This is a genomic window from Marinovum sp. 2_MG-2023 (genome assembly GCF_030548265.1).
GTDB lineage: Bacteria > Pseudomonadota > Alphaproteobacteria > Rhodobacterales > Rhodobacteraceae > Marinovum.
Genome location: NZ_JAUOSD010000001.1, coordinates 410,006 through 435,955, shown reverse-complemented (window position 1 = coordinate 435,955; position 25,950 = coordinate 410,006). Strand labels below are relative to the sequence as shown.

Annotated in this window: 24 protein-coding genes and 2 tRNA genes; 12 read left to right on the top strand and 14 right to left on the bottom strand. The window is 59.8% G+C overall.

The genetic code is table 11. The features are described from left to right. Window positions 1-46: 46 nt before the first annotated feature. The 3 genes from Q4577_RS02195 (at window position 47) to Q4577_RS23710 (ending at window position 2,091) form a co-directional block, all read left to right on the top strand. The gene (locus Q4577_RS02195; RefSeq protein WP_303466747.1) at window positions 47-1,240 is read left to right on the top strand and encodes a TonB family protein; all 1,194 of its coding nucleotides are present in this window, start codon (window positions 47-49) and stop codon (window positions 1,238-1,240) included. Between the two features lie 69 nt (window positions 1,241-1,309). Further along, window positions 1,310-1,759 carry a hypothetical protein gene (locus Q4577_RS23715; RefSeq protein WP_336623634.1) on the top strand — a complete coding sequence of 150 codons (450 nt, stop codon included), beginning with the start codon at window positions 1,310-1,312 and terminating at the stop codon, window positions 1,757-1,759. Next, a complete protein-coding gene (locus Q4577_RS23710) occupies window positions 1,756-2,091 on the top strand; it encodes a hypothetical protein (protein ID WP_336623635.1) in 336 nt (111 codons plus the stop codon). Before Q4577_RS23715 ends, Q4577_RS23710 begins: the two co-directional genes overlap by 4 nt. A gap of 146 nt (window positions 2,092-2,237) precedes the next feature. On the opposite strand, the gene Q4577_RS02185 is transcribed toward Q4577_RS23710, so the two are convergent. Then, window positions 2,238-2,314 (bottom strand) — tRNA-Met (locus Q4577_RS02185). 258 nt (window positions 2,315-2,572) lie between these two features. Here Q4577_RS02185 and Q4577_RS02180 point away from each other — a divergent pair. Next, window positions 2,573-2,647, top strand: a tRNA-Gln gene (locus tag Q4577_RS02180). Window positions 2,648-2,942: 295 nt separating this feature from the next. On the opposite strand, the gene Q4577_RS02175 is transcribed toward Q4577_RS02180, so the two are convergent. The 3 genes from Q4577_RS02175 to Q4577_RS02165 all read right to left on the bottom strand — a co-directional run bounded on the left by Q4577_RS02175 (window position 2,943) and on the right by Q4577_RS02165 (window position 8,991). Further along, a complete protein-coding gene (locus Q4577_RS02175) occupies window positions 2,943-4,598 on the bottom strand; it encodes a BCCT family transporter (RefSeq protein WP_244691722.1) in 1,656 nt (551 codons plus the stop codon). Between the two features lie 176 nt (window positions 4,599-4,774). Then, on the bottom strand, window positions 4,775-7,282 hold the full coding sequence (locus Q4577_RS02170; protein ID WP_303466748.1) for a CoA transferase: 2,508 nt from the start codon (window positions 7,280-7,282) through the stop codon (window positions 4,775-4,777). Window positions 7,283-7,323: 41 nt separating this feature from the next. Next, window positions 7,324-8,991 carry a GMC family oxidoreductase gene (locus tag Q4577_RS02165; RefSeq protein WP_303466750.1) on the bottom strand — a complete coding sequence of 556 codons (1,668 nt, stop codon included), beginning with the start codon at window positions 8,989-8,991 and terminating at the stop codon, window positions 7,324-7,326. Between the two features lie 204 nt (window positions 8,992-9,195). Between Q4577_RS02165 and Q4577_RS02160 the strand changes: the two genes are divergently transcribed. From Q4577_RS02160 to Q4577_RS02130, 7 genes are all read left to right on the top strand, one after another. Beyond that, window positions 9,196-10,107, top strand: coding sequence for a LysR family transcriptional regulator (locus tag Q4577_RS02160; protein WP_303466751.1), 912 nt, complete (start codon window positions 9,196-9,198; stop codon window positions 10,105-10,107). Between the two features lie 245 nt (window positions 10,108-10,352). Beyond that, window positions 10,353-11,342, top strand: a complete 990-nt coding sequence (locus tag Q4577_RS02155; protein ID WP_303466752.1) for a DctP family TRAP transporter solute-binding subunit — start codon at window positions 10,353-10,355, stop codon at window positions 11,340-11,342. After that, a complete protein-coding gene (locus Q4577_RS02150; protein WP_280520743.1) occupies window positions 11,339-11,713 on the top strand; it encodes a cupin domain-containing protein in 375 nt (124 codons plus the stop codon). Before Q4577_RS02155 ends, Q4577_RS02150 begins: the two co-directional genes overlap by 4 nt. Next, the gene (locus tag Q4577_RS02145; RefSeq protein WP_303466754.1) at window positions 11,710-12,183 is read left to right on the top strand and encodes a TRAP transporter small permease; all 474 of its coding nucleotides are present in this window, start codon (window positions 11,710-11,712) and stop codon (window positions 12,181-12,183) included. The genes Q4577_RS02150 and Q4577_RS02145 overlap by 4 nt, the downstream gene beginning before the upstream one ends. Beyond that, entirely contained in the window at window positions 12,180-13,463 is a 1,284-nt protein-coding gene (locus Q4577_RS02140; RefSeq protein ID WP_303466755.1) for a TRAP transporter large permease, read from the top strand. Before Q4577_RS02145 ends, Q4577_RS02140 begins: the two co-directional genes overlap by 4 nt. Window positions 13,464-13,494: 31 nt before the next feature. Further along, window positions 13,495-14,739, top strand: a complete 1,245-nt coding sequence (locus tag Q4577_RS02135) for a Zn-dependent hydrolase (RefSeq protein ID WP_303466756.1) — start codon at window positions 13,495-13,497, stop codon at window positions 14,737-14,739. Continuing rightward, complete coding sequence (locus Q4577_RS02130; protein ID WP_303466757.1) at window positions 14,736-15,683, top strand: ornithine cyclodeaminase family protein; 948 nt, start codon at window positions 14,736-14,738, stop codon at window positions 15,681-15,683. Before Q4577_RS02135 ends, Q4577_RS02130 begins: the two co-directional genes overlap by 4 nt. Here the strand turns inward: Q4577_RS02130 and Q4577_RS02125 are convergent. Continuing rightward, window positions 15,665-16,597 (bottom strand): LysR family transcriptional regulator, encoded by a 933-nt coding sequence (locus tag Q4577_RS02125; RefSeq protein ID WP_244691731.1) that lies wholly within the window; start codon window positions 16,595-16,597, stop codon window positions 15,665-15,667. The genes Q4577_RS02130 and Q4577_RS02125 overlap by 19 nt on opposite strands. Before the next feature lie 171 nt (window positions 16,598-16,768). Between Q4577_RS02125 and Q4577_RS02120 the strand changes: the two genes are divergently transcribed. After that, a complete protein-coding gene (locus Q4577_RS02120; RefSeq protein WP_303466758.1) occupies window positions 16,769-17,113 on the top strand; it encodes a RidA family protein in 345 nt (114 codons plus the stop codon). Between the two features lie 181 nt (window positions 17,114-17,294). Here Q4577_RS02120 and ccoS read toward each other — a convergent pair whose 3' ends face one another. The 9 genes from ccoS to fnrL form a co-directional block, all read right to left on the bottom strand. Beyond that, the gene (gene ccoS, locus Q4577_RS02115) at window positions 17,295-17,432 is read right to left on the bottom strand and encodes a cbb3-type cytochrome oxidase assembly protein CcoS (protein ID WP_244691733.1); all 138 of its coding nucleotides are present in this window, start codon (window positions 17,430-17,432) and stop codon (window positions 17,295-17,297) included. Beyond that, on the bottom strand, window positions 17,433-19,547 hold the full coding sequence (locus tag Q4577_RS02110; protein WP_336623636.1) for a heavy metal translocating P-type ATPase: 2,115 nt from the start codon (window positions 19,545-19,547) through the stop codon (window positions 17,433-17,435). It lies immediately after the preceding gene. Continuing rightward, entirely contained in the window at window positions 19,544-19,996 is a 453-nt protein-coding gene (locus tag Q4577_RS02105; RefSeq protein ID WP_303466759.1) for a FixH family protein, read from the bottom strand. Before Q4577_RS02105 ends, Q4577_RS02110 begins: the two co-directional genes overlap by 4 nt. Beyond that, on the bottom strand, window positions 19,993-21,405 hold the full coding sequence (gene ccoG / locus Q4577_RS02100) for a cytochrome c oxidase accessory protein CcoG (protein WP_303466760.1): 1,413 nt from the start codon (window positions 21,403-21,405) through the stop codon (window positions 19,993-19,995). Before ccoG ends, Q4577_RS02105 begins: the two co-directional genes overlap by 4 nt. Window positions 21,406-21,552: 147 nt before the next feature. Continuing rightward, window positions 21,553-22,416: a cytochrome-c oxidase, cbb3-type subunit III gene (gene ccoP / locus Q4577_RS02095; RefSeq protein ID WP_303466761.1), complete on the bottom strand. Its 864-nt coding sequence runs from the start codon at window positions 22,414-22,416 to the stop codon at window positions 21,553-21,555. After that, window positions 22,406-22,648: a cbb3-type cytochrome c oxidase subunit 3 gene (locus Q4577_RS02090; protein WP_336623637.1), complete on the bottom strand. Its 243-nt coding sequence runs from the start codon at window positions 22,646-22,648 to the stop codon at window positions 22,406-22,408. The genes ccoP and Q4577_RS02090 overlap by 11 nt, the downstream gene beginning before the upstream one ends. Before the next feature lie 9 nt (window positions 22,649-22,657). Continuing rightward, window positions 22,658-23,383 carry a cytochrome-c oxidase, cbb3-type subunit II gene (ccoO, locus tag Q4577_RS02085; RefSeq protein ID WP_244686269.1) on the bottom strand — a complete coding sequence of 242 codons (726 nt, stop codon included), beginning with the start codon at window positions 23,381-23,383 and terminating at the stop codon, window positions 22,658-22,660. A 10-nt stretch (window positions 23,384-23,393) separates the two neighbouring features. Beyond that, entirely contained in the window at window positions 23,394-25,010 is a 1,617-nt protein-coding gene (gene ccoN / locus Q4577_RS02080) for a cytochrome-c oxidase, cbb3-type subunit I (RefSeq protein ID WP_303466762.1), read from the bottom strand. A gap of 166 nt (window positions 25,011-25,176) precedes the next feature. Beyond that, window positions 25,177-25,908 carry a transcriptional regulator FnrL gene (gene fnrL / locus Q4577_RS02075; RefSeq protein WP_368397466.1) on the bottom strand — a complete coding sequence of 244 codons (732 nt, stop codon included), beginning with the start codon at window positions 25,906-25,908 and terminating at the stop codon, window positions 25,177-25,179. Between the last annotated feature and the right edge of the window lie 42 nt (window positions 25,909-25,950).

Below are 25,950 nucleotides of genomic sequence, written 5' to 3'. Positions count from 1 at the left end.
TGCCAGAGGCCGGTCGCCTTGTCGCCATGACCCCAAAGGGCATGCGATGGTCCTGACCTCCGGGTTTGTCAAAATCGGCGCAGCGCTCTCTGCCGTGGCGCTGCACGGGTTTTTGATCTGGGCGTTTCTGCCATCTTCGCAGCCCGTGGAAATCGCGGGGGGCGGGGCCAATGTGGCGGTCCAATTGGGCAACAGCTTTGCCGATTTGTCCGAAGGGACACTGACCGCCACCCCGACCAAGGCGCAGGCCGATCGCCCCGACGTGGCCCAGGCCGCCCCGCCCCTGCCGCCCCTGAATGCGGCACAACATCCGCCCGTCGCGATGGACACATTTGCCCCAGCCCCCGATCTGGCCAAAACGAACACCGCCCCCGTGACACAAAGCGTCACACCCGACAGGGTGACCGCGGCCCCCGCGCCGGAAAGGGCGGAGCTGGCACCGCTGGCACCCGCCCCGCGGCCGCAAGCGGCACGCACAGGCGCCACCGCGCCCGCCCCGGCGACATATCCCAAAGTCGATGCACCAGAGCCGCAGGTGGCACAGGCAGCACCACCCGCCGTTTCTGCGGCCATGGCCCCCGCGCGCGCAATGGCCCCTGCACCCGCGCCGATGGCCGGTTCGATCACGGCCAATCAATCTGGCAATCCCAACAAAGCCGAACGGCCAAGCCCCCCGGTGGCCACAGAACCGCCTGTCAGCACAGAGCCAGCTGTCAGCCCCAAAGGCTCTGAACTCATCACTGCGCAAACGCCCGAAACCGCCGACCCCCATGCCTCCCTGCGGCCGAAAATCCGCCCGCCCGGATTCGAACAGGTCGCGCCACCCGCGCCCAACCGCCCGAAAAAGACCGCCACGACGCAAACGCCGCGCGGCACGGCCAAAACCACCACCCGCGCCGGTGCGGCCCAGGCCACCGGCACAAACCGCGCCGCCAGCACAGCCACTCCTGCGCGAAAACAAGCGGTGAAGCCGGGCAATGCGGCGGCGGCAAATTACCCCGGCAAGGTGATGGCCCGCTTGCGCCGGGCCGGAACGCTAAAGACCGGTGTCAAAGGCAAAGTGCGCGTGCAATTCACGATTGCCGCCAATGGCCGGTTGGCCGCCGCACGGGTGACCCGCAGCTCTGGGTCGGGCAAGCTGGACAATGCCGCGCTGCGCGTGATCCGCCGCGCCGCGCCCTTTCCCAAGCCACCTGCGGGGGCGCAACGCACTTTTTCCCTGACACTGCAGGGCGTCTGAACACCCGCCCTTAGGTTGCAAGACCGCGCTGTGATAGTCTGGTGGCAACTGGCGCGGACGGAGGCCCCCATGGCTGAGACAACCCTGTTGATCGGCACCAACAAAGGCGCGTTCCTGTTGAACGGCAATGCGGACCGCCAGCAATGGTCCGTCACCGGCCCATTCTGTGACGGCTGGCGCATCAACCACATGACCAGCGATCCCGAAACCGGCACCATTTGGGCGGCCGGTGGCGGCGAATTCTTTGGCGCAGGTGTCTGGCGAGCCGACGATGGCGGGCAAACCTGGACCCTTAGCAAACTTGCCGATGGTCAGCTGGACGAATGGATGCGCAACGATCCCGAAGCGGCCCGTTTTTTTGACAAGTCCCCCGCCCCGCCCGCGCCCTTCAGTGGCCAAATCGACGCGCTTTGGTCCGTGCACCACACGCCGCACGCCATCTACGCCGGGGCAAAACCGGCCCAATTGTTTGCCAGCAAAGATGGCGGCACCACTTGGGAAAAACTGACAGCCGCATGATCGGGACATTGCCGTTGAACGGCGATTCCCAAGGGCGCTTTCCGCCCGGGGCCTCGGCCGCGATATGGAAATCAACCGACGGCGGCGACACATGGACAAAGAAGCAAACCGGCCTGCCGGTGGAAAACTGCTATTTCACCGTGCTGCGCCAGGCCATGGCCACCGACGGATCCTCGCCTGCCGGGGTATATTTCGGCACCAATTCCGGATCGATCTTTGCCAGTTTTTCCGCCGGCGATTCCTGGTCCGAAATCGCCCGGCATCTGCCAACTGTTTTATGTGTCGAGGTCTTGGAGCGCAGGTCACGCGAGTCGCGCATGCCACCGCCCTGACCTGCAATTGGCCCACGCCAGTACATCGGTCGTGGATGTGTCGGAACACGAAGCCCGGCAAAATGGCCCAAACCCCAAGCCCGATTGGCCCACAGGTCAAAGCGGCTTTTCAGCCGGTTCAATGTCACGATCTTTGAGGGAAATAATGGTAGCGGAGGAGGGACTTGAACCCCCGACACGCGGATTATGATTCCGCTGCTCTAACCAACTGAGCTACTCCGCCACAGGCCCGGCGGAATTAAGACAGCAGCCGGGGCGCGTCAAGGCAAAATCATTGTGCAACCGGGCTTTTTTCGACTTCGGCCCATAAGAAGCGAAAAAAACCCTGCAACCGGGGCTTGGTTCGCCGCAAAAGCCCGGCTTGTGGCGGTGCAGGATTTCGGTCGAAATTCGCCGTATAACAAATCCTGCAAAAAGCATCGTTTTTCGTACAACAGGGCTTGAACCCCTTTGACGATTTGCTTAATGAGACCCGCACAGTTGGGATGTAGCCAAGTGGTAAGGCAACTGTTTTTGGTACAGTGTACCGTAGGTTCGAATCCTACCATCCCAGCCATTTACCGAATTCAACTAACACGCCCGGATGGGGAAATCGCGCCCCACAGACGGGGAACGCGGGCTTGGCCCAGCTGTCACGGCGTCTGGCACGCCAGCGTGATTGCAGCGCCTTTGATGGAATCATGTGACAGGTCAGCCATCAGGTCATGGTCGCATTGATTGCGCGCGACCTGAGCGCGCCCCCTGTGTGACCGTGCGATCTGCACCCAATGGGTCAGCCCCACCTGCCCGCCCCAGGACCCGCAGGCAATTAGCCGATAAAAAAAGGGGGCCCTAGAGCCCCCCTTCAAAGATCAGTCTTCGGAATGAACTGCCTGCACTCCGTTTCTCTCGCGGATGCCGTCTTTCCAGATCGCTTTGACAAGGGAAACGCACATCAACCCCATCACCAGCGAAAATGGCAACGCGCCGATCACCATGGCGGATTGGATCGCCCCGACACCGCCCGCGATCAGCAACCCGCCCACAACCAGGGACAGTGCCACACCCCAGAAGATGATGTGCGGCCGGCCAGAGGGCTTCTCTGCGCCGGCGGCGTTGATGGTGTTGACGATCAGGATCGCGGAATCCGCGGTTGTCACCAGATAGGTCAGCAACAAGACAACAACGATCACCGCCATCACCCAGGCCGCCCCGGACCCAAGGATGAAATCAAGCATCGCAAACAGCTGGTTCTGTTGCCCCGCACCGGAAATTGCATCGCCTGCGCCGCCGTTCAGGGTCAGATCAATCGCTGTGCCCCCCACAATGGTGAACCAGACGAAACACATGATGGAGGGAATAATGATCGCACCCAGAATGTATTCACGAAGGGTACGGCCCCGCGAGATCCGGGCAAGGAACACCCCGACAAACGGCGCAAATGCGATCCACCACGCCCAATAGAAAACAGACCACCCGCCCTGCCAGCTTGCCAGCTGCGCGGCTTCGCTGCCCTCGACGCCATCAGATGTCCAAACGGTGAACAGCAATTTCGGCAATTGGATGATGTAGGTGAACAGCCCCTCTACGAGCGCGGTCAAACCAAAGAATGTGGACCCGAACACCAAGAAGAACGCGAGCAAGAAGAAGCTCAGCCCCATGTTGATGTTGGAAAGCCATTTGATGCCTTTGCCAACGCCCGACAACGCCGACAAGGTGGAGGCGCCCATGATGATCAAAAGCGCGGTGATCACACCGGCCGTGGACGGCGCGCCGGTGTCCGCAACAATAAGCCAGTCACCAAAACCGATCCGGTGCAGACCGGATACGAATTGCTCGACCCCGAAACCAAGCGTCTGTGCCACGCCCAGAATGGTGGCCACCACGGCGACAACATCCACGACATGGCCCAGGATACCAGAGAGCTTCTCGCCGAACAGCGGCGTCAGCGCAGAGCGGATGGTCAGAGGCAGGTTGCGGCGATAGGAAAAATACGCCAGCGACAGCCCAACGATGGCGTAACATGCCCAAGCGGAAAACCCCCAATGCAGGAATGACCAAAGATAGGCGTTGTTGACATTATCGGCGGCCGAGGCGCCGGTTTCGCCCATGATCACATTGGGGTTTGTGGCAAAATGATACATCGGTTCGGCGGTTGCAAAGGTCAGCATGCCAATGCCGATGCCCGCGCCGAACATCATCGAAAACCAGGAGAAACTGGAAAATTCCGGTGTATCCCCATCCAGCCCAAGTTTCAGACGGCCCGTGCTGGGGATCAGCGCCAGAACGATACACACAATCAGGAAAAGCGCGACGACGTAGATATACCAGCTTGAAAATGTCCCAAGCAAAGACCCGTTGAGATCGCCAAGGATTGTCGCTGCTTTCTCTGGCACCGCAATGGCCCAGACGATCAGAGCCGCAATCAGAATTTTGGATGTGATCGCGACATCTTTGCTGAAACCAGCGTAAAATCCGCGCTCTGCGGTTCGGATAGGTAATTCCATCAATGGGGGTTTATTGGCCATGTTTCCTCCTGAATGGCTGGTGAACGCCAGGCGCAATCGGCCCTCCCACGTGATGTGTCATCACGTGACCGATCAATTCATGCGGCTGGCTGGGAATTCGGGCATTGGCGTTGGTCAATACCCGTCGCTGTGCGTCCCTGGTGCTTGCCCGGATGCGCGGCAAACACATGATCCGATCAACTTGGCAGGTATTCTTCGCTCCAGGAATCGGTCAGATTTCCGGATTTGAGTATCGCCTCTATCGCGCTTTCTGCGTAGCCGAGTTCCGAAAGGATTGCGCGGGTCGACGCGCCGAATTTCTCGGCTGGGGCCACGGCAACCACTTTTGCACGCGCGGATCGCACGGCATAGGGGTCAAGCTGGATAACCTCATGGCCGCTTGGGTGATCGGGGTATCTTGAAAACGAATAGCTGCCGTTTTCGGTTCCGGCTGTGCCATCCGCATCGCGCAGGTTTTGCGCCCGAAGCGAATCGAGGTTTTCGCAGATCACCGCACCGACATCTGCGGCTTGCAAACGTGCGACCCATTCCGTCGCGGGCTGTAATTGAAAGGCATTTGCCAAAAACGCGGCGCGCTCTTCCTCTGGCAAATCCGGCAGCTGTTCCAGCCCCTCGACATTGCGGAACAACGGCAGATCGCCCTCATAGGCGCTGAGCAGGATGTATTGCGACGCCGTACTATAGAACCGTGCAAGCGCGTTATAGCCGCTTGCCTCCGGGCCGGAAGGTTCATCAAAAAGCCCCCTGCCCCGGTAGTCATAGGCAAACGGCACCTGCAACAATCCGCTGTTGGCGGTCAGCGACGTGCGCCCGCGACCAATGCGGCCATGGCGGTGTTTCTGATAAAGCGCCGCCGCAACAGCCAGGGCACCACCGAAACCGCACATCACGTCGATCGTGCCGACATGGGCGTGTTCCTCGGGGCGGTCCATCGCGCCGCCAAAGCGCAGCATGATGCCCGTTGCCGCCTGAACCAGATCGTCATAGCCGATGTAATCCGTTCGGGCGCCGCGCCGCACACCGCTGAAACAATCCAGCTTGCAGAACAGCGCGTCGGGATTGAGCTTGCGCAGATTGTCGGCGTCCAGCCCCATCTTCTTGATCTGGTTGTCGGGGGCATTCCAGACAATGATATCAACGGATTTCACCAGATCTTCGAACACCTGCCGCCCGTGGCGGGATGTGATGTCCGCCAGGATGGACCGTTTGCCGCGCATTTGCGACATGCCATAGATGACGGTGTTCCAGCTGTCATACATCGGCTCTGCCGGTTCCAGTTTGATCACCTCGGCCCCGAAACGCGCCAGATAGCTGGCCAAATGCGGCCCCGCGATCACGTTGCACAGATCCAGAATACGCACCCCCGACAGCCATCCGTCCGGCACCGCGTCCTCTGTCACTTCGGGGATTTCGGTGCGGATCTTCCTTAGAATCTTCAGCGCCTCGTCGTATTCCACCCAGCGGCGCGGTTCGGGTTTCAGCGCCTCTTCGCCGCTTTCCTCCATCCATACGACGGGACCGGGTTGGGTCATTTCCCCATAAACAGGATCCCATACGTCGATCATCAAACCAGAGGCTTCGGCATATTCGTCGTGAATCCACTCTTGCAGCCACCGTTGCGGCGCGCCCGGAATAAGCCCGCGACCAAACATCTTTTTCCACTCGTGCGAGGTGCGGGTCATAAAGACCTCTTTCATCCGCTCCGAGATCTTGTCGGCCCAGTCCTTGGGCATCGGATACACCCCGAGCGAGGTTTTATGTTCCCACTCCGACCACGGCCGATAGGTGTTTTCCTCGGATGTCAGCCCCTCTTCCAGCAGTTCATCATAGATGCCCAGCACCTCAAGACAGCGGCGCGCATGGTTCTTGTGGCTGGGGCAGACCACATAGAACATGCGCCCGTCCTTGCACATGTAGCTGCGGAAAAACGGGTCCATCAGCTCTTGCAGCTCTTCATAGCTGACATTCATCGGAAGACCTTCGATACGGCGGCGCTCTATCTCCATCTCGCGCTGGGTCAGATAGCGTTCGGGCATCCCGTCAACCTTGATCGAGTTATAGCACAGCCCCTCCATCACGGCGGCGGCAAGCGGCACCTCGATCTGATCGCCAAGGCCGGTGACCTGACGCGATTGCAGCGCCAGCACCGTGGCCGAAGCGGCGATCTGTGACGCATAGGCCGAGGCCAGCGGCAGCGGCGAAAACGACGGGTTCAACCCCATCAGAACCCGGTTCAGCCCCATGTCGGTAAAGACGCCCGAACTGGCCGCGACAATGCTTTCATAGGCGCGCAATTCGCGGCGCTCTGCATCGTTCGAGGCAAACCCCGGCACCGAAATGGTGATCAGCTCTGGCCGCTCCGCGCGCATGGCGGCGAAATCAATACCCAGCTTGGCCAGCTTGCCGGGGCGGAAATTCTCGACGATGATGTCGGCCTCGGCACAGAGCGCCAGCGCCTGTTCCAACCCGTCTTCGGTTTTCAGATCCAGGTTCACGATGACCTTGTTCCGGTTCAACGTGGCATTGGCCGGGCTGTCCCACATCGCGCCCGCAGGCGGATCAATATGCACGACCGTGGCCCCCAGATCGCCAAGAAGCATCGCAACAGCGGGGCCCGCAATATACTGGCCAAAATCCACGACTTTCACACCGGTAAGCGGCAGTTGGGAAAACGAATTTCGCATGTGACCTCCAGAAAGGCTTCTCATGTTTTTGATGATCGGGGTTATTGACCCGCCAAAATCCAGCCTGCCGCTTTTTCCGCGATCATGATGGTGGGGGAATTGGTGTTGCCGCTGGTAATCTCTGGCATGACAGAGGCATCAACGACGCGCAGTCCCGCAACACCCTTGAGCCGCAGATGCGGGTCCAGAACAGCGGTGTTGTCGTCCGCGCGGCCCATTTTGACGGTGCCGACGGGGTGGAAAATCGTGCTGGCAATATCGCCGGCAAGCCGGGCCAGATCCGTGTCGCTCTGGTATTGAATGCCGGGTTTGTATTCCTCGGGCTCATAGGGCTGCATCGCCGATTGCGCCATGATTTCACGCACCTGACGCAGGCTGTCTGCTGCCACCTTTCGATCATCTTCAGTGTCGAGATAGTTGGGGGCGATTTTCGGCGCATCCCGGAAATCGGCAGAGGCAATGCGCACATGGCCGCGGCTGGTGGGGTTCAGGTTGCAGACACTGACGGTCATCGCCGGAAAATCATGCAGATCATCGCCAAAAGCCTCAAGGCTGAGCGGCTGTACGTGATATTCCAGATTGGCATGAGAGCGCGAGGGATCAGACCGGGTGAAGGCGCCCAGCTGGCTGGGTGACATGCTCATCGGGCCTGACCGTTTGAACAGATATTCCAACCCGATCTTGGCCTTTCCGATCATGGAATTGGCCAGGGTGTTCATGGTGCTTGTGCCCTTGACCTTGAACACCGCCCGGATTTGCAAATGGTCTTGCAGGTTCTCACCGACAAAGGGCTGGTCCATGACCACGTCGATGCCATGTGCCTTCAGCAATTCAGCCGGACCAATCCCCGAAAGCTGAAGGATCTGCGGCGAATTCACCGCCCCGGCAGACAAAACCACCTCGCGCGTGGCTTTGACGACGGTGGATGTGCCCGCACGCTGAACCTTGGCCCCGACACAGCGCAGTTTGCCGTCGTCCGCCTTGTCAAAGACAAGCTTTTCAACCTGTGCTTCGGTCCAGATAGTCAGGTTGGGGCGTTGTTTTGCCGGGCGCAAAAATGCCTTGGATGTGTTCCAACGCCAGCCGGACCGCTGGTTCACATCGAAATAGCCGACACCGGCATTGTCGCCACTGTTGAAGTCGTCGGTTTTCTGGATGCCGGTCTCCACCGCAGCATCGGCAAAGCTGTCCAGAACGTCCCAGCGCAGGCGCTGCTTTTCGATCCGCCATTCGCCGCCGTGGCCATGCATATCGGAAAATCGGCTGTTGTCACCGGTGACCGGATCGGCGCCATCATCCAGCTTGTAATGGTCTTCATGCGCCTTGAAATTGACCAGAGAATTTTCCCAGTTCCAGGCCTCTTCGCCGGTCAACGCAGCCCAATTGTCGTAATCACGCGCCTGACCGCGCATATAGATCATGCCGTTGATCGACGAACATCCACCCAGCGTTTTTCCGCGCGGATACAAAAGACTCCGCCCGTTCAAACCTTTGTCCGGCTCGGTCTTGTACATCCAATCGGCCCGTGGGTTGCCGATGCAGTAAAGATAGCCGACGGGAATGTGAATCCACGGATAGGTGTCCGGCTTGCCAGCCTCCAGAAGCAGCACCCGGTTGGCTGGATCCGCGCTCAACCGATTGGCCATCAAACACCCGGCAGAGCCGCCACCAATCACGATAAAGTCAAACCCGTTTGAAGCTTCGGACATAACGCCCCCCATCCATAAGTCATAGCATTGTCGACCGCGCAGACAGGGGGAGTTGATGAACCAGAAACCGCGTTTTGCCGCGTCGGCAAAAGCAGTTCGATCCGGTCACGTCCCCTCCCCGAACGCGAATTTCGATGAGCTTTGGGCGAGGGCCGCAAAAAAACCTAATGACAAATGCCACACAGTAATATTAGGAATTTTAATATGGATCGTTTCTCGAATATTAACAGCATCTTGGCCTTTGTGACCGTGGCACGAGAAGGGAGCGTTTCGCGCGCCGCCGAGGTTTTGAACCTGACGCAACCCGCGATCAGCCATCAGATAAAGCGGCTGGCCGAAGAGACCGGAATCGTCTTGTTCAACCGCACCGCTACCGGGCTTCGGCTAAGTCATGATGGTGCCGCGGTGCTGGCCAAGGCGGAACATGTTCTTGAGTCAATGAACGATTTCCACCGCAGCGCACGCCGGCGCTCCGGTCGCATCAGCGGAAAGCTCAAGATCGGGACAATTGTCGATCCGGAATTCATCCGGCTGGGTCGGATGCTGGCACGCCTGCGCACCGAACACCCTGACATCGAAACCGAGCTGACCCATGGTGTCAGCGGCGATATTCTGGTCTGGTTGAAGCGCAACCAAATTGACGCCGGTTTCTATCTGTGTGGGCCCACGGATCTGGCGCAGATGGGATCAGAAGTCGAAGATCCGATACATGCGATCAAGCTTGCCGACTTCAGCTATCGCATCATCGGTCCGGTCGGTTGGCAGAACAAGATCGAGAACGCCGACTGGACCTCGCTGGCGACGTTGCCCTGGATCGGCACACCGGACAGATCGGTGCATCACCGGCTTTTGGCCAAGGTGTATCAGGATCTCGATGAACGTCTGAACGTCGTTGCCCGTGTCGACCAAGAGGCCTCGATGCTGGAAATGGTGCGGTCTGGTATCGGGCTGAGCCTGTGCCGTGAATCCATTGCGCTGCACCAAAAACAATCTTTTGGCCTTGCGGTCTGCAACTCTGTCTCGGTGCCGGCCTGTCTGTGTTTCGTCGCATTGGACCGCCGCAAGGACAGCCCGGTTCTTGCTGAGCTGTTCAATTTACTGCAAAGCCTGTGGTGACGAGAAGACCACTCAAGTCCCTGAAATAAAATCGCTTTCACCACGTGTCCGCCGAATTTTCGCAGCCAAATCAAACAATTTTCCGGCGCGCGCCTTTTGCGCAACCAAGGGTTTACCCCAGGCCCGGGACACATCGCAGACCCTACATTCACAAAAGTTCTCACTGCCATAGCCGGGCGCTATTTGCGTGAAAACCGGGTTCGGTATTCCATGGACAAAATTGTTGTGTCCACAGGAGAGAAAAAATGAATCACTCAATCAAACGACTGAAAACCGGTGTTCTGGCGGCCTGCCTTGCGGCGCTTTCATCCACAACGGCGCTTGCCGCCGACGTGTCGGTGCGGCTGGGTCACGTCCTGCCGGAAAGCCACAGCTGGCATATCGCGGCGACCGGCTTTGCCGACGAAGTGACCGCCAAAACCGACGGCCGCGTCAAGATCGAGGTCTTTGCCTCGGGCCAGCTGGGCAGCGAAAAAGAGGTGATCGAAGGTCTGCAATTCGGCTCGGTTCAGGCCGGCCTGATTGGGTCTGGGTCGTTTCAAGCGATCGAGCCGCGCATGGGCATCATCGAAATGCCTTATGCCTGGGGCGCGCGGGATCAGGCCTTTGCCGCGCTTGACGGCGATCTTGGTGACGCGCTGGAAGAGATGCTGGATGCCAAGGGCATCAAGGTTCTGGGCTGGTGGGAAAACGGCTTCCGCAACATCACCAACAGCGTGCGCCCGATTGAAAAACCTGCCGATCTGGACGGCATCAAAATCCGTGTAACCCCGGACAAAGTGCGCCTCGCCACGTTTGAAGGCCTTGGGGCGGAACCTGCGCCGCTGTCGTTTGGCGAGCTGTATTCGGCGCTGCAACAGGGGGTATTTGACGCCCAGGAAAACCCGCTGGCGATCATCTATTCCTCGTCCTTCTTTGAGGTTCAGAAATACGTTTCGATGTCCGAACACATCTGGGGTGCCGCGACATTGACCATGTCCAACGCCACATGGAACAAGATTTCGCCAGAAGATCAGGCCATCGTGACCGAGGCCGCCACCAGCTGGGGCGCGCAACAGCGTGATATGGTTGCCGCCGCCAATGCCGAATTGGTCGCGCAACTGGAAGCCAAGGGCATGATCTTCAACGAGGTCGACAAAGCCGCATTCATCGAAGCGGTTGCGCCGATCTGGGAAGATCAAAAAGACGTCTACGGCGAAGACCTCCTGGCCATTTTGAATACCTACCGCAAATGAGCCTGCGTCCGGAAATAACAGAAGTTGCATCGGTGGAGCCGGTGCAACTTTATGACTTCAGCCAAAAGGTGCTGTTTTCCCCGGCGGCGCGCGGCGAAGGATTTATCAAACTTTCCGTCACCACCGGCAAAAAGGGCGCGAAATCCACCGCCCACAGCCATCCGCGCGACGAGGTGACCCTGACGCTCAAGGGCGAGGCGATCCTGCGTGCGGGCGGCGAAGAATACCACATGACCGAAGGCACGGCGGTGCGCCTGCCCCCCGGGCTCGATCATACGGTCGAGGTGATTTCCGATGAATGGGTCGTTGTCGCCGCCTATTGCGACGAATGCATGCTGTGCCGCGGCCCCGAAGGGATTTTGAAACCATGAAGCTTTCTACAGCGTCGCTTCGCGCGGCACATGTGATTGACCGCGTTGCACGCTGGATGGGTGCGGGGCTGGTTGGCGGATTTGCGGTGATGGTGGTCTACGTCGTGGCGTCGCGCTATCTGTTTTCCTCCACCCCGCGCTGGGCCGAAGAATTGCCACGCCTGTTTCTGGTCTGGTTGACCTTTGTCGGTGCGGTGTCGGGATTTGTGCGCAGCACCCATTTCCGCGCCGGATTGCTGGATTTGATCGCCATGCCGCCCGCGCTGCGCCGGGTGTTTGGCCTGTTGGCCGGGCTGGCCAGCGTGACGTTTCTGATCGTGTTGATGATCACCGGCGCACGGCTGACCGGGATCACATGGTCACATCAAACCACCGCTTTGTCGCTGCCCGTTGGGCTGTTCTACCTGTCTTTGCCGGTCTGCTGCGGTTTGGCGCTGGTCGGATTTCTGTTGAAAGGAGGCCGGGAATGAGCCTCGCCCTTGGCCTTCTTATTCTTGTATTCGTGCTGTTGGTGCTGATTGATGCGCCCATTGCCGTGGCACTTGGCCTGTCGTCGATGTTTTACCTGTTGATTGCCGATACCGCGCCGATGATCGTGGTGGCCCAGCGGGCTGTGGCCGGCATCAACAGTTTCACTTTGCTGGCTATCCCGTTGTTTTTGCTGGCGGGTCTGCTGATGGTGCATGGTGGCCTTGCGCCGCGGATCATTGCGCTGTGTTCGGCGCTGATTGGGCGGCGCACCGGCGGTCTGGCCATGGTGATGATCATCGCCTGCATGTTGTTCGGCTCGCTCTCGGGCTCTGGTGTGGCGGATGTGGTGGCGATTGGCACAATGATGCTGCCCGCAATGCGCGATCAGGGCTATGCGCCGGGTTTCAGCGCCTCGGCCCTTGGCTGTGCTGGCTCACTTGGCACCGTCATTCCGCCGTCGATCGTGTTGATCGTTTATGGCACTGCCACCAACAGCTCGATCGGGCAGCTTTTCGTCGCCGCCATCATCCCCGGTATCCTGTTGGGGCTTGGTCTGATCCTCGTCGCATGGTGGATTTCGCGCAAAAATGGCTGGCAGGGCGGCGACCCCTTCACCTGGGGCGAGCTTGGCCGCGCCGCCAAGGGGTCCATCCTGGCGATGCTGGCGCCGCTGATCATTGTTGGCGGCATCCGGCTTGGCTTTTTCACCCCGACCGAGGCGGCCGGCATCGGCGTGGCCTATGCGCTGTTCATCGGCGTCTTTGTCTACCGCGTGCTGACCCTGACGCTGTTGCTGCGGCTTCTGCGTGAAACCACCGAGATGACCGGTGTGATCCTGTTGGTTATTGCCTCAGCCTCGGTCTTTGGCTGGATTCTGGCCGCCGAACAGGTGCCGCAACTGGCGGTGTCCGGCATCACCCAGGCCACCGAAAGCGACACCGTTGCGCTGCTGTTGATGATGGCCATCCTCTTGATCCTTGGCACCTTCATGGAATCGATTGCCATCATCCTGATCCTTGCGCCGGTGTTCCTGCCGATCCTGCATCACTATGGCATTGATCCGGTCTATTTCGGCATCCTGCTGACCATCAACCTTGCGATCGGGGCCAATACGCCGCCGCTGGGCATTGATCTTATGGCCGCTTGCCGCGTCGGGAAAATCCCGCTCAGCGCCTCGTTCCGTTACCTCGTGCCGTTCCTTGGCGTGATGGTTGGCGTGCTGCTGTTGCTGGTGCTGTTCCCGGCGCTGATCACCGACCTTCCCTCCATTCTGTTCTGATCCGAACATCCAAGATGAAAGAGCATACACCATGCCGATGACCCCTGACGCCCGTGTAAACCTTGACCGGTTTTGGTCAACCATCGAAGCCTCTGCCGAAATCGGCGTGGGCCGCCCCGGTGGGCTGTCGCGGCTGACCTTGGGCGATGATGACAAGGCCATGCGCGATCTGTTTCGCGACTGGTGTCTTGCGGCCGGCCTGTCGGTCGAGATTGACGCCGCCGGCAATATCTTTGGCCGCCGCGATGGCACCGACAATGACCTGCCCCCGATCCTGATCGGCAGCCATCTGGACACCCAGATCAACGGCGGGCGCTTTGACGGTATCGCCGGGGTCTTGGCCGGGCTTGAGGTGATCCGCAGCCTGAACGATCTGGGCCATGTCACCAAGCGCCCGATTGTCGTGGTCGATTGGACCAACGAGGAAGGCGCGCGGTTTTCGCCGCCGATGGTCGCCTCGGGCTGTTTCATCGGAAAATATGATATCGACTGGGTGCATGACCTGATCGGTGACGATGGCGCGCGGTTTGGGGATGAGCTGGAGCGGATCGGCTACAAGGGCGACCGCCCCTGCAAGGCGGGCGAGATCGACGCCTATTTCGAACTGCACATCGAACAGGGGCCGATTTTGGACGCGGAAAACCGCCAGGTTGGCATTGTCACCGGCGGCTATCCGGTGCGCGGCATGCGCGCCTCTTTCAAGGGGCAGACATCGCACACCGGCCCCACCCCGATGGATCTGCGCAAAAACGCGCTGGCGGCGGGGGCGCGTTGGCTGACCGCTGTCGATGACATCGGCTGGGATTTCGCGGTGCTGGATGGCAAGGCCACAGCGGCGCGGTTGACCGCCTGGCCCAACAAACCCGGCATCCTGTCCGACACAGCCGAAGCGGTCTGTGACGTGCGCCACCCCGATCCGATCACCACCCGCGCCATGGCCGAAAAGATGCGCCGTGCTCTGTATGAATCCGCAGCCCGCTGTGGCTGTGAGGCGGTGATCGAAGACGAATGGGAATGGGGCGGCGACATTTTCGACCACGAGATGATCGACGGCATCCGGCAACAGGCGGTGCGCATGGACTATAACTGGCGCGATATTCAAAGCCAGGCGGGCCATGACGCCTATTTCCTGGCCACGCATTGCCCGACGGCGATGATCTTTGCGCCGTGCAAGAACGGAATCACCCACAACAACGAAGAAAGCTGCGATCCGGCGGATTTCGTGGCCGGGTTGAATATCCTTCTGCACGCCGTCGTGACACGGGCCGATCGATGACCGCCCTGATCGGACATGCGGCGCTGGAATCGGCACTGGACTGGCCGGCCCTGATCGCGGAATTGCGCGCGTGGTACAGGGCCGACACGGTCGAAGCGCCCGAACGGCAGGTGTTGAGCATCCAACAACCGGACGGCAGCGAAGGGTCGCTGTTGATCATGCCCGCCTGGGTCCCGGGGCAGAACATCGGGGTCAAGGTTGTCACCTTCTTTCCCCAGAACGCGGACCAAGGCCGTCCCACCATCAACGCAGGCTATTTGCTGTTTGATGGCGCAACCGGCCAGATGCAGGCCGCGCTGGATGGGGACACGTTGACCGCGCGGCGCACGCCTGCGGCCTCGGCGCTGGCGGCGGATTACCTCGCCCGTGCTGATGCCAGCCGTCTTTTGGTGGTGGGCACCGGGCAATTGGCGGTGTCTTCTGCCGCCGCCCATTGCGCGGTCCGGTCCTATCGCGATGTCACGATCTGGGGTCGCACACCGGCCAAAGCCGCAAATATCGCCGCGACACTGCGCGATCTGGGGATCAATGCCACCGTTTCGGATGATCTTGAAGCCGCATGTGGCGCTGCGGATGTGATCACCACACTCACCGCCGCCACCCAGCCGATCATTTTCGGCGACTGGCTGCGCCCCGGCACCCATCTCGACCTTGTCGGAGCGTTCAAAGCCGACATGCGCGAAAGCGACGACAGGGCAATCATGCAGGCCGAGGTTTTTGTCGACCACCGCAAAGGCGCGATGCTGGCGGGCGATCTGGCACAACCGCTGGACAGCGGGTCGATCACCGACAGCCATATTCTTGCTGACCTGTCACAGCTTTGTCAGGGCGCCCATCCGGGCCGCCAATCCGATGACGCTTTTACCGTCTTCAAATCCGCGGGCATGGCGCTTCAGGATCTGGCCGCCGCAACCCTGGCGGCGGATCAGCTCATCTCTGGATAAAGCGCAATCAATTCCTGCGCCATCTGCACGAATTTCTGCTCCGACGGAGACAATTTCTCTGCCGGGGCATGAACCAGATAGACATCGGCCCCGATGGTTTCATCGGTGATTTCAAGCGGCCAAAGATTGCCCTCGCGGATGTCATTTTGTGCACAGGCCAGCGGCAGGATGCCAATACCGATCCCGGCGGCAATCATCCGGCGCACTTCTTCCATATTGGTGGACAGCCCATTGATGCGATCACCCAGCCGCGTGCCTTCGCGCAGGACCGACATCGGCTCCAGGCCCATGCCTTCGGTGGCGCAGGCAAAAGAGATGAACGGTTCCCGCTGAAGTTCACGCACCGTCACCGTATCCTGACCAAACAGCGGATGTTCCGCGCCGCAGAACAGGCGAAATTCCTCGCGGAACAACCGGATTGACGTCAGATTGACCAGCGGTTTCGACAACAGACAAAACCCCAGGCCAAGCCGGCCCTGCTGGATATTGCGCACAATTGCCTGACTGTTCTGAATCTCGCTTTGGAAGACAACAGAGGGGTGGCGCTGATGAAACAGACGCAGCATTTCGTCCAGCATCGGCGACACCAGATCGCTGATGATCTGATAGCGTACCTGCCCGCGTTCATGGCCGTCTTCTTCGCCGACAACATGGGCAATCCGTTCGGCGCTATGAAAAATGTCGCGGCATTCCTGAAAGATCTTGTCCCCCGTCGGCGTCAGTTCAAACTGGCGGCTGTCGCGGAACACCAACTGGCTGCCAAGCTGGGCTTCAAGCTTTTGCAAGGCATTGCTGACCGACGGTTGGCTCAGGCCAAGACGTCTTGCGGCCTTGGTAATGCCCTTTTCCTTGCCGATCATGTAAAACACACGCAACAGATTCCAATTCAGATCCGATTGCAAATTGCTGTTCATTGTTGATCTTTCGATTACACATCAGTATCGCCGTCAGTTGCGCCGGGGCCCCGGGCGCATCAATCATTACCCTACGCTATATGCGGCATACGCCCAAGCTATGCCGTAGATCTGTGCGAATTCCGGCAAGACCGCTACAACTGCACAAGTTTCCAGCAAGAAAGAGATCCAATGACCATCACACGTTTGCACCCCGGCCCCCGCATGAGCCAGGCCGTTGTTCACAACAATACCGTCTACCTCGCCGGTCAGGTGGGCACAGCAGGGGCGGATATTGCCACCCAGACAAAGGATTGCCTTGACGCGGTGGATGCGCTTCTGGCCGAGGCGGGCAGCGACAAATCCAAGCTGTTGCAGGTGATTATCTGGCTGGCCGACATGGAAGATTTCGCCGCGATGAACGCGGTCTATGACGCCTGGGTCGACCCAGCCAACCCGGCCGCACGGGCCTGTGGCGAGGCCAAGCTGGCCACACCGGAATACCGGGTCGAGTTCATCGTAACCGCCGCCCTGTAACGCCGCCCTGTAGGGTCGCAGCGTAAAGATACGCGCCGAAACAAGCGACCGGGTGGCCACCCGCCCGGTCGCGCAGATCCCCGCAGGGGCGGCTTTAAGCGCTTGCAAAGGACGCGGTTTGAATTCGCAGGGTCCACCGCGACAGGCACACCCCGACCGGCCGGATCAGACGTGAAACGTCTTAGTCATCCAACAGAATACGCGACGCATTGCCCGCGTCATCGTCATATTGGTCGGACCGCACGGTCCAAAGGAACGCCGCAAGACCCAGCGCCCCAAGCACCAGCGAGACCGGGATCAGCACCACCAGAACGTTCATCTACAGATACCTCATCCTTTGGGCATTAAGCAGCACGGTGATCGACGACAGCGACATGGCCAGCGCCGCCGCCAGTGGCGTGGCAAAACCGGCCAGCGCGATTGGCACAGCGATGCAATTATAGATCGCGGCAATGGCAAAATTCTGTTGTGACAACCGCCGCGTGGCGCGGGCGATTTTCAGCACCAATGGCAGCTCGGCAAAGCTGTCTTTCAGCACCACGATGTCGGCGGCATTGCGCGATGCCTCCAGCGCTTTGGCGGGGGCGATTGATGCATGGGCGGCGGCCAGGGCACCTGTGTCGTTCAACCCGTCCCCGACCATCATCACGTGATGCCCCTTGGCCGCGTGATCCGACAGAATGCGCAGCTTGTCCTCGGGGCGCGCGTTCGCGGTCACCGGGATGTTCAGGGCGCGGGCCAGCGCGCGGGCCGGTTCGTCGCTGTCCCCGGTCACCACCTCTGCCGTCAGATCCAGCCCCGCCAGCGCGGCCGCCACGCCCGGACGCAGCGCATCCAGCGTTTCAATCTGCACCGGCTCTGCCGTGCCAAAGCGATAGCCAAGCCCGGCAAAAGACGCGCCCAGCCAGGCCCCCCGCCCCAAGCGCACTGTTTCGCCCTGATAAAGCGCACAGAGCCCCTGCCCCGCGATCTCGGTTATCTCCGTCACCGTGGCGACCGGCACATCGTTCAGCGCTGTCACCAATGCCTTGGACATTGGGTGATGCGATGTCTGCGCCAAGGCCCTCACAACGGAACGGTCGCGCATGTTCATGCCCGGTGGCAGGTCGATGGCCGGTTGGGTCAACGTGCCGGTCTTGTCAAAGACCACATGATCGACCTCTGCCAACCGTTCCAGCGCGGTGGCGTGTTTGACCAGAAAGCCGTGCGAAAACAACCGGCTGATCGCGGCAGTCGACACCGCTGGCACCGCCAGCCCCAAGGCGCAGGGACAGGTGATGATCAGCACCGCAATCGCAATATTCAACGCATGGCGCAGATCGCCGGTGGCCGCGACCCAGCCAAGAAAAGCCGCAAATGCCAGCAGATGCACCGCCGGCGCATAGATCTGTGCGGCCCTGTCCGCCAGCGCGGTATAGCTGTTGCGGGCCTGTTCCGCGGTTTCGACCAGCGCCGCCATTTGCCGAAGCGAGCTGTCTTCGCCAACCGCGGTTGCCATGATCCTGACGGGCGCAGACAGGTTGACCTCGCCCGCTTGCAACATGTCGTTTTCCTGCACGTCTACCGCCGCGCTTTCGCCGGTCAGGATCGCACGGTCCATCAATGCAGTGGCATCCAAAAGCCGCCCATCAACAGGCACCCGCGCGCCGGTCGGCACCCAAAGCACATCCCCGACCACCAGATCGGCAAGGTTGACCGTCTCGACCCGGCCATTGGTCTCACGCTCGGCGGTGTGGACCTCAAGCGCGTGCAATTCCTTGGCGGCGGATTGCGCAGCGGACCGGGTGCGGTGATCCATATACCGCCCGATCAGCAAAAAGAACGTCAGCGACAACGCGGCATCAAAATAGGCATGTGCGCCGCTGTTCAGCGTTTCATACAACGACATGCCCGCCGCCAATAGGATGGCCAGCGAAATCGGCACATCCATGTTCAACCGGCCAACACGCAGGGCGGCCCAGGCATTGTGAAAGAAGGGCTGACCGGCATAGGCCACCACCGGCAGGGCAATCATCGCCGAGATCAGGTGAAACAGATCCCGTGTCGCATCCGTCGCCCCGGACCAGACCGCAACCGACAGCAACATCACGTTCATCATCGCAAAGCCGGCCACCGCCAACCGCGTCAGCAGCGCCCTGCCCTGATCGTCGCGCACCTTTTGCAGCGCCTCAAGATCCAGCGCATAGGCCTCGTAGCCAAGATCGCTCAGGGCGGACAAGACCTGAGCGGGGTCAATCGTGCCGGACACCGTCAGCCGTTTCAGCGACAGGTTCACCCGCACGCCGGTCACGCCGACCAGACCGCGCAAGCCGCCCTCGATCTTGCCGATACAGGCCGCGCAATGGATTGTCGGCAGCGAAAATTGCAGCGCCGGACCTTGGGCCATTTCCGCAGCCAGGGGCGCGGCCGCACAGGCCGGACAGGCCGCGGTCACGACACCACCCGCACAATGATACGTTGCTGAAACAATGTACCATCCTCGGCCTGTGCCGTCAGACGCAGGTTCCAATTGCCCCCGCCGCCCTGCACATCGGCCAGAAACACCCGGCCATCAAAGGCAAACACCGGCTGTTGATCTTCGCCCACATGGGTGGCACGGCCAAAAACCGCCTTTGTGATCCGGGGTTGCACCGGGATGCCATCCTGCGAGATTTCAAGCCGCAGCTGGTCGTTTTCCAAGGTCGCCGCAACATCCCAGGCCAATGCCTCTTGCGCGGTGCGCTGAACATCAAAGGTCTGGCTGGCGACATAGGAATTCTTGACCTCCAGCCCCGGAAAGGTGCGCACGGCCTGAAACGCCAGGGTCAGATTGACCGAAATGATGATGCCAAAAGCCAGCGCAAATGCGCCAAAGACATGCCAACCGGTGATCTTTTTCATCATTGAACCCTTCCATTGAATACGGTGGCCTGGCTGGCGCGGGTGGTGGTGTCACCATCCGTCGCCTCGACCCAAAAGCGGAAATCGGTCACGGCACGTGTTGCCGCCGGATCCTGCGGACGCGCGGTGACATAGACCCGTTGCAGATGGGTGCTGTCCGCCGCGACATTGACCGAATATGTGTTTTCCTGCCCCTCCAGCGTGATCCTCAGAATGTCGTCGCTGGTCAGGCTGAGCCGGAAATCACGGTCATCGCCGGATTTGTTGCGCAGCCGCACATCATAGATATTGCGGATCGCACCATCGGATTGCACCACATACACCGGATTGCGCACCGGGCTGACCGTCAGTTCGATGTCGGTTCGGATAAACAGGGCATAGATCAGCCCAACCCCGATTGCCGACCACAGCGTGGTATAGATCAAGGTGCGCGGGCGCAGAACATGACGCCAGATTGGCTTGGGCGGGTCGCCGGCCCGTTCGGCGGCCTCGTCCGACAGTGCAAGATAGTCAATCAACCCACGCGGTTTGCCGATTTTGCCCATCACATCGTCACAGGCATCAATGCACAGCGCACAGGTAATACATTCCATCTGCTGGCCGTCGCGGATGTCGATCCCCATCGGACAGACATTGACGCAAGCCATGCAATCCACGCAATCGCCGGCGGTGCCGTCATGTTTCTTGCCGCGCGGTTCACCGCGCCAATCGCGATAGGCCACGGTGATCGTGTCGGAATCCATCATCGCAGATTGAATGCGCGGCCAGGGGCACATGTAGATACAGACCTGTTCACGCATGAAACCGCCAAAGACAAAGGTGGTCAGCGTCAACACCGCAATGGTGCCATAGGCAATCGGATGCGCCGAAAACGACCCAAGATCGGCCAGAAGGGTTGGCGCATCGGTAAAGTAGAACACCCAAGCCCCGCCGGTCGCGATGGAAATCAGCAACCAGACCGCCCATTTCACCAACCGTAATCGCCATTTGCGGAACGACCAATTGGCGCGATGCAGGCGCACCCGCGCATTGCGGTCGCCCTCGATCCAACGTTCGACCAGAATGAAAAGATCCGTCCAGACCGTCTGGGGACAGGCATAGCCACACCAAACCCGCCCCAATGCAGAGGTGAACAGGAAAAGCCCCAAGCCCGCCATGATCAACAGACCGGCCACGAAATAGAATTCATGCGGCCAGATTTCGATCCAGAAGAAATAGAAACGACGGTGCATCATATCGACCAACACCGCCTGATCCGGCAGGTTGGGCCCGCGATCCCATCGGATCCAGGGGGTCAGATAATAGATCGCCAGGGTCACCCCCATGATCCACCATTTCAGGCGGCGGAACATGCCGGACACCCGACGCGGGAAAATCGGCTCTCTGGCGGCATAAAGGCTTTGATTTGTCATGATGTTATCCTGTTCGCAGGCCCCTGATACGCGGGCCGATGGGCGCTTGCCTTGATCTGGATCAAGCAAGGGCCCCGAAGCGGCGTCGTTTTGCGAACAGGACCGCTTCGGGGGTGGCTGCCGCGCATATGGCGGCCGCCAGTCTGTCTACTCGCCTCCTCCCAAGGAATGCACATAGACAGAAACAGCACGAATATCGGCCTGACCAAGGCGTTGGCCCCAGGCTGGCATCACACCGTAGCGCGCATTGCGTACGGTTTCTTCCACTGTTTCACGACTTCCGCCATAAAGCCAGATCGCATCTGCCAAATTTGGCGCGCCCAGCTCGCGGTCACCTTGGGCCGTATCGCCATGACAGGCGCTGCAATTGTCGGCAAAGACTGTTGCCCCCTGTTCGGCCAGGGCCTTGTCAAAGTCCGGCGATGACAACCCATAGACATATTCAACCACAGCATGGATGTCTTCGTCTTCCAGCATGTCGCCAAAGGCCGGCATTTCGGAATAGCGCGCATCGTCGTCGGTGTCGTTGCGCACGCCATGGGCCACGGTGGCGGAAATGCTTTCGATGTCCCCCCCCCAGAGCCAATCGTCATCCAGCAGGTTGGGATAGCCGACCGCCCCCGCCGCACCGGCACCGTGGCATTGGCTGCATTGCGCACGAAACACCGATCCACCGCGCGCCACCGCATAACGATGCAGATCGTCGCCAGCCGAAAGCGTGGCCAGATCTGCCGCCAACAGCGCCTCGACCAGGCCCTGGTTCTTTGCCTCATGCTCGGCAATATCGGTCGCCACCGCCGCACGGGTCGAATAGCCCAGAACCCCCGCCGTTGCGCCGGAAATCATCGGCCAGGCCGGATAGGCAATGGTATAGCCAATGCCCCAGACAATCGTGGCGTAAAGTGTCCAGAGCCACCAGCGCGGCAAGGGCGTGTTCAGCTCTTCGATGCCATCCCAGCTGTGGCCGGTGGTTTCCGTGCCGGTTTCTTCATCCAGCTTCTTATCGGCCATCGGATTGTCCTTTCTGCACCATCGCCTGCGACCCTTCGGGGCCGGCATTCAGGTCGGAATTCAGGCTTGCCTGAGCGTCGTCGTCGCGAAACGGGATCATCTGGGCTTCGGTTCTGGCGGCGCTTTGGCTGGGCAGATAGGCCCAGATCATCACCCCGAGAAAGAACAGGAACATCGCCAGCAAAACCCAGCTGTCGGCAACTTCCCGCAAGAGCGTATAGGTATCCATCATCTGCCCCCTTTAACGGCTTGCGTCTGGTGTGAAGGTTGAAAAATCGACCATGGTGCCCATGACCTGAAGATAGGCGATCAGGGCATCCATCTCGGTCAGGGCCGATTGCCCGTCAAAGTTCGACACAGCCGCGCCGGGATAACGTTCGACAAGCCCGTCCCAATCGCCGTCCGGGTCCGCCTGGACATGGAAATCCGCACTGGCCTGGGCAATCTGCTCGTCGCTATAGGGCACGCCGACAAACCGGTGTGTGCGCAAAAGCGCCTCGATATGATCGCTGTCGATTTCGGCATCCGACAGGAACGCATATTTCGGCATCACACTTTCCGGCACCACAGATTGCGGATCTTTCAGGTGATCCACATGCCAGGCATCGGAATATCGCCCCCCCACCCGGGCCAGATCGGGCCCGGTGCGTTTTGATCCCCATTGGAATGGGTGGTCATACATGCTCTCTGCCGCGAGCGAATAATGGCCATAGCGTTCGACCTCATCCCGCATCGGGCGGATCATCTGGCTGTGGCAGGTATAGCACCCTTCGCGAATATAGATGTCGCGTCCAGTCAGTTCGAGCGGGCTGTAGGGGCGCACGCCCTCAACCTCTTCGATGGTGTTTTCCAACCAGAACAGCGGTGCGATTTCCACCAGCCCGCCAACGGTGACCACCAGCAGGGAAAAGGTCAAAAGCAGGGTCGGGCTTTTTTCCAGGACGGCGTGTTTGTCAAGAATTGCCATGATCTGCTCCTTATTCTGCCGGGACGGCGCTGGCGGAGGGGGTTGGCATCCGGGCCTCTGCCGGGCTGCCGCGACGGATGGTCATCCACATGTTCCAGCACATGATCACCGCACCGCTGAGGAACATGACCCCGCCCAATCCGCGCACCACATACATCGGGAATTTTGCGCTGACCGTGTCGGCAAAGGAATTCACCAGGAACCCTTGATCGTCGACTTCGCGCCACATCAAACCTTCCATGATGCCGGTCACCCACATCGAGGCCGCGTAAAGCACGATCCCCAAGGTCGCGAGCCAGAAATGCCAGCTGATGGCAGACAGGGAATACATCTGTTTACGCCCCCAAAGCTTGGGTGTCAGGTAATAGAGACAGGCAAAGGTGATCATGCCGTTCCAGCCAAGCGCGCCGGAATGCACATGCCCGATGGTCCAGTCGGTGTAATGCGACAGCGAGTTCACCGCGCGGATCGACATCATCGGCCCTTCGAATGTCGACATGCCATAGAACCCAAGGCTGAGCACGAACATCCGCAGGATCGGATCGGTGCGCAGTTTGTCCCAGGCGCCTTGCAGCGTCATCAGACCGTTGATCATGCCGCCCCAGCTGGGCATCCAGAGGATGATCGAAAACACCATGCCCAGGGTCGATGCCCAATCCGGCAGCGCGGTGTAATGCAAATGGTGTGGACCTGCCCAGATATAAAGGAAGATCAGCGCCCAGAAGTGAATGATCGACAGTTTGTAGCTATAGACCGGGCGCCCCGCCTGTTTCGGCACAAAGTAATACATCATCCCCAGGAACCCGGCAGTCAGGAAGAAGCCCACCGCGTTGTGGCCGTACCACCACTGGGTCATTGCATCCTGCACACCCGAGAAGACCTGCACAGATTTGCTGCCCCAGATGCTGACCGGGATCGACAGATTGTTGATCACATGCAGCATGGCAACCGTGATGATGAAGCTGAGGAAGAACCAGTTCGCCACATAGATATGCTTTTCACGGCGGTGAAAGATCGTGCCGAGATAGACCGCCAGATAGGTCAGCCAGACCAGCGTCAGCCAGAGATCGACATACCATTCCGGTTCGGCATATTCCTTGGACTGGGTTGCCCCCAGCAGATAACCGGTCGCCGCCAACACGATAAACAGCTGATAGCCCCAGAACACGAACCAAGCGGCCTTGCCGCCCCAAAGCCGCACGCCGCTGGTGCGCTGCACCACGTAAAACGATGTCGCGATCAGGGCGTTGCCACCAAAGGCAAAGATCACCGCACTTGTATGCAGCGGACGCAAGCGGCCAAAGTTAGTGAACGGCTGGCCCCAATCGAAATTCAACGCCGGAAAGGCCAGTTGAAAGGCAATGAAGGTGCCGACCAGAAAGCCGGCAATCCCCCAGAATGCGGTGGCAATCACACCGGCCCGGATCACACCGTCAAAGTAGATGCCCTCTGCCGGCGGCGCGGGCGGCGCTTCGTCGATCCGGCGCAACACCCGGACAAACATCACAAAGGCGATCAACATGATCAGGACCGCATGAACCTGATATGCCAGATCATGCGCCCAATTCACGCCAATCGCGGCAAAGAACGTGACCAACGCCAATAGTATTAATTTTATATAGTCCATTCAGACACCCCTGATCTTAACAGAGCACCGAAAAGACGCTCCTGTTCGCAGGGTGGTTTTAGGGGGTCGGCGAATCTATGCCTTGATCTGGATCAAGGTCGCAATTCCCGACCGGCCTGTGCCGCCGAACACATGGCCGCCGAACACATGCCTGTACAAAAGGAACTTAACTGACCAAGCCACCATCGGCGTCGTCACCCGTCGCCAACTGCAATCCGGGCAGATCCAGAACCTCAATATGGTGACGATCCGAAAAGCCGATCATGCCTTCTTTTTTCAAAGCCGAAAAATGGCGACTGACCGTTTCCAATGTCAGGCCAAGGTAATTCGCGATCTGATCCCGTGTCAGATACAGGATGAACTGGCCGCCCGCCTCCTGGTCCTGAACCGTGGCGCGCCGGGCCAGCATTTCGATAAAGGTCGCAATCTTTTCCCGCGCGGTCTTGCGGCCCAAAAGCAGCATCCATTCGCGCGCGGCGTCCAGCTCGTCCAAGGCCAGCTCCATCAGGCGCTGCGCCACATGCGGCGTGTCTTCGACCAGTTTTTCAAACGGTTTGCGATCAAAACAGCACAAGGTCACATCGGTGGTCGCCGTGACGTCGAATTCGATTTCCTGACGTCCGGGCCGACCAATGAAATCCGACGGCAAAAGCAGACCCACCATCTGGGTGCGACCGTCCTCAAGGGTTTTTGACAGCGTCGCCGCCCCCGTCACCAGCGAGGCCACAAATTGCAGCGGCTCACCACGCCACAGAATGACATCGCCAGCCTTGAAGCTGCGATAGGTCTTCATCCCGCTCAGCAGCTCCAGCTCGTCCTCGTCACATTTCGCACAGACCGCACGATGGCGGATCGGGCATTCCTGACAGCGGACCGAGGTTAGTTCGGGAATTGGCATCTTGTTGATCTGCATCAATGTGGACCTGATCGTTGCATGATC

Coding starts and splice junctions, on each gene's coding strand:
- Q4577_RS02195 (WP_303466747.1), top strand. CDS start 47: ATGGTCCTGACCTCCGGGTTTGTCAAAATCGGCGCAGCGCTCTCTGCC.
- Q4577_RS23715 (WP_336623634.1), top strand. CDS start 1,310: ATGGCTGAGACAACCCTGTTGATCGGCACCAACAAAGGCGCGTTCCTG.
- Q4577_RS23710 (WP_336623635.1), top strand. CDS start 1,756: ATGATCGGGACATTGCCGTTGAACGGCGATTCCCAAGGGCGCTTTCCG.
- Q4577_RS02175 (WP_244691722.1), bottom strand. CDS start 4,598: ATGGCCAATAAACCCCCATTGATGGAATTACCTATCCGAACCGCAGAG.
- Q4577_RS02170 (WP_303466748.1), bottom strand. CDS start 7,282: ATGCGAAATTCGTTTTCCCAACTGCCGCTTACCGGTGTGAAAGTCGTG.
- Q4577_RS02165 (WP_303466750.1), bottom strand. CDS start 8,991: ATGTCCGAAGCTTCAAACGGGTTTGACTTTATCGTGATTGGTGGCGGC.
- Q4577_RS02160 (WP_303466751.1), top strand. CDS start 9,196: ATGGATCGTTTCTCGAATATTAACAGCATCTTGGCCTTTGTGACCGTG.
- Q4577_RS02155 (WP_303466752.1), top strand. CDS start 10,353: ATGAATCACTCAATCAAACGACTGAAAACCGGTGTTCTGGCGGCCTGC.
- Q4577_RS02150 (WP_280520743.1), top strand. CDS start 11,339: ATGAGCCTGCGTCCGGAAATAACAGAAGTTGCATCGGTGGAGCCGGTG.
- Q4577_RS02145 (WP_303466754.1), top strand. CDS start 11,710: ATGAAGCTTTCTACAGCGTCGCTTCGCGCGGCACATGTGATTGACCGC.
- Q4577_RS02140 (WP_303466755.1), top strand. CDS start 12,180: ATGAGCCTCGCCCTTGGCCTTCTTATTCTTGTATTCGTGCTGTTGGTG.
- Q4577_RS02135 (WP_303466756.1), top strand. CDS start 13,495: ATGCCGATGACCCCTGACGCCCGTGTAAACCTTGACCGGTTTTGGTCA.
- Q4577_RS02130 (WP_303466757.1), top strand. CDS start 14,736: ATGACCGCCCTGATCGGACATGCGGCGCTGGAATCGGCACTGGACTGG.
- Q4577_RS02125 (WP_244691731.1), bottom strand. CDS start 16,597: ATGAACAGCAATTTGCAATCGGATCTGAATTGGAATCTGTTGCGTGTG.
- Q4577_RS02120 (WP_303466758.1), top strand. CDS start 16,769: ATGACCATCACACGTTTGCACCCCGGCCCCCGCATGAGCCAGGCCGTT.
- ccoS (WP_244691733.1), bottom strand. CDS start 17,432: ATGAACGTTCTGGTGGTGCTGATCCCGGTCTCGCTGGTGCTTGGGGCG.
- Q4577_RS02105 (WP_303466759.1), bottom strand. CDS start 19,996: ATGATGAAAAAGATCACCGGTTGGCATGTCTTTGGCGCATTTGCGCTG.
- ccoG (WP_303466760.1), bottom strand. CDS start 21,405: ATGACAAATCAAAGCCTTTATGCCGCCAGAGAGCCGATTTTCCCGCGT.
- ccoP (WP_303466761.1), bottom strand. CDS start 22,416: ATGGCCGATAAGAAGCTGGATGAAGAAACCGGCACGGAAACCACCGGC.
- Q4577_RS02090 (WP_336623637.1), bottom strand. CDS start 22,648: ATGATGGATACCTATACGCTCTTGCGGGAAGTTGCCGACAGCTGGGTT.
- ccoO (WP_244686269.1), bottom strand. CDS start 23,383: ATGGCAATTCTTGACAAACACGCCGTCCTGGAAAAAAGCCCGACCCTG.
- ccoN (WP_303466762.1), bottom strand. CDS start 25,010: ATGGACTATATAAAATTAATACTATTGGCGTTGGTCACGTTCTTTGCC.
- fnrL (WP_368397466.1), bottom strand. CDS start 25,908: ATGCCAATTCCCGAACTAACCTCGGTCCGCTGTCAGGAATGCCCGATC.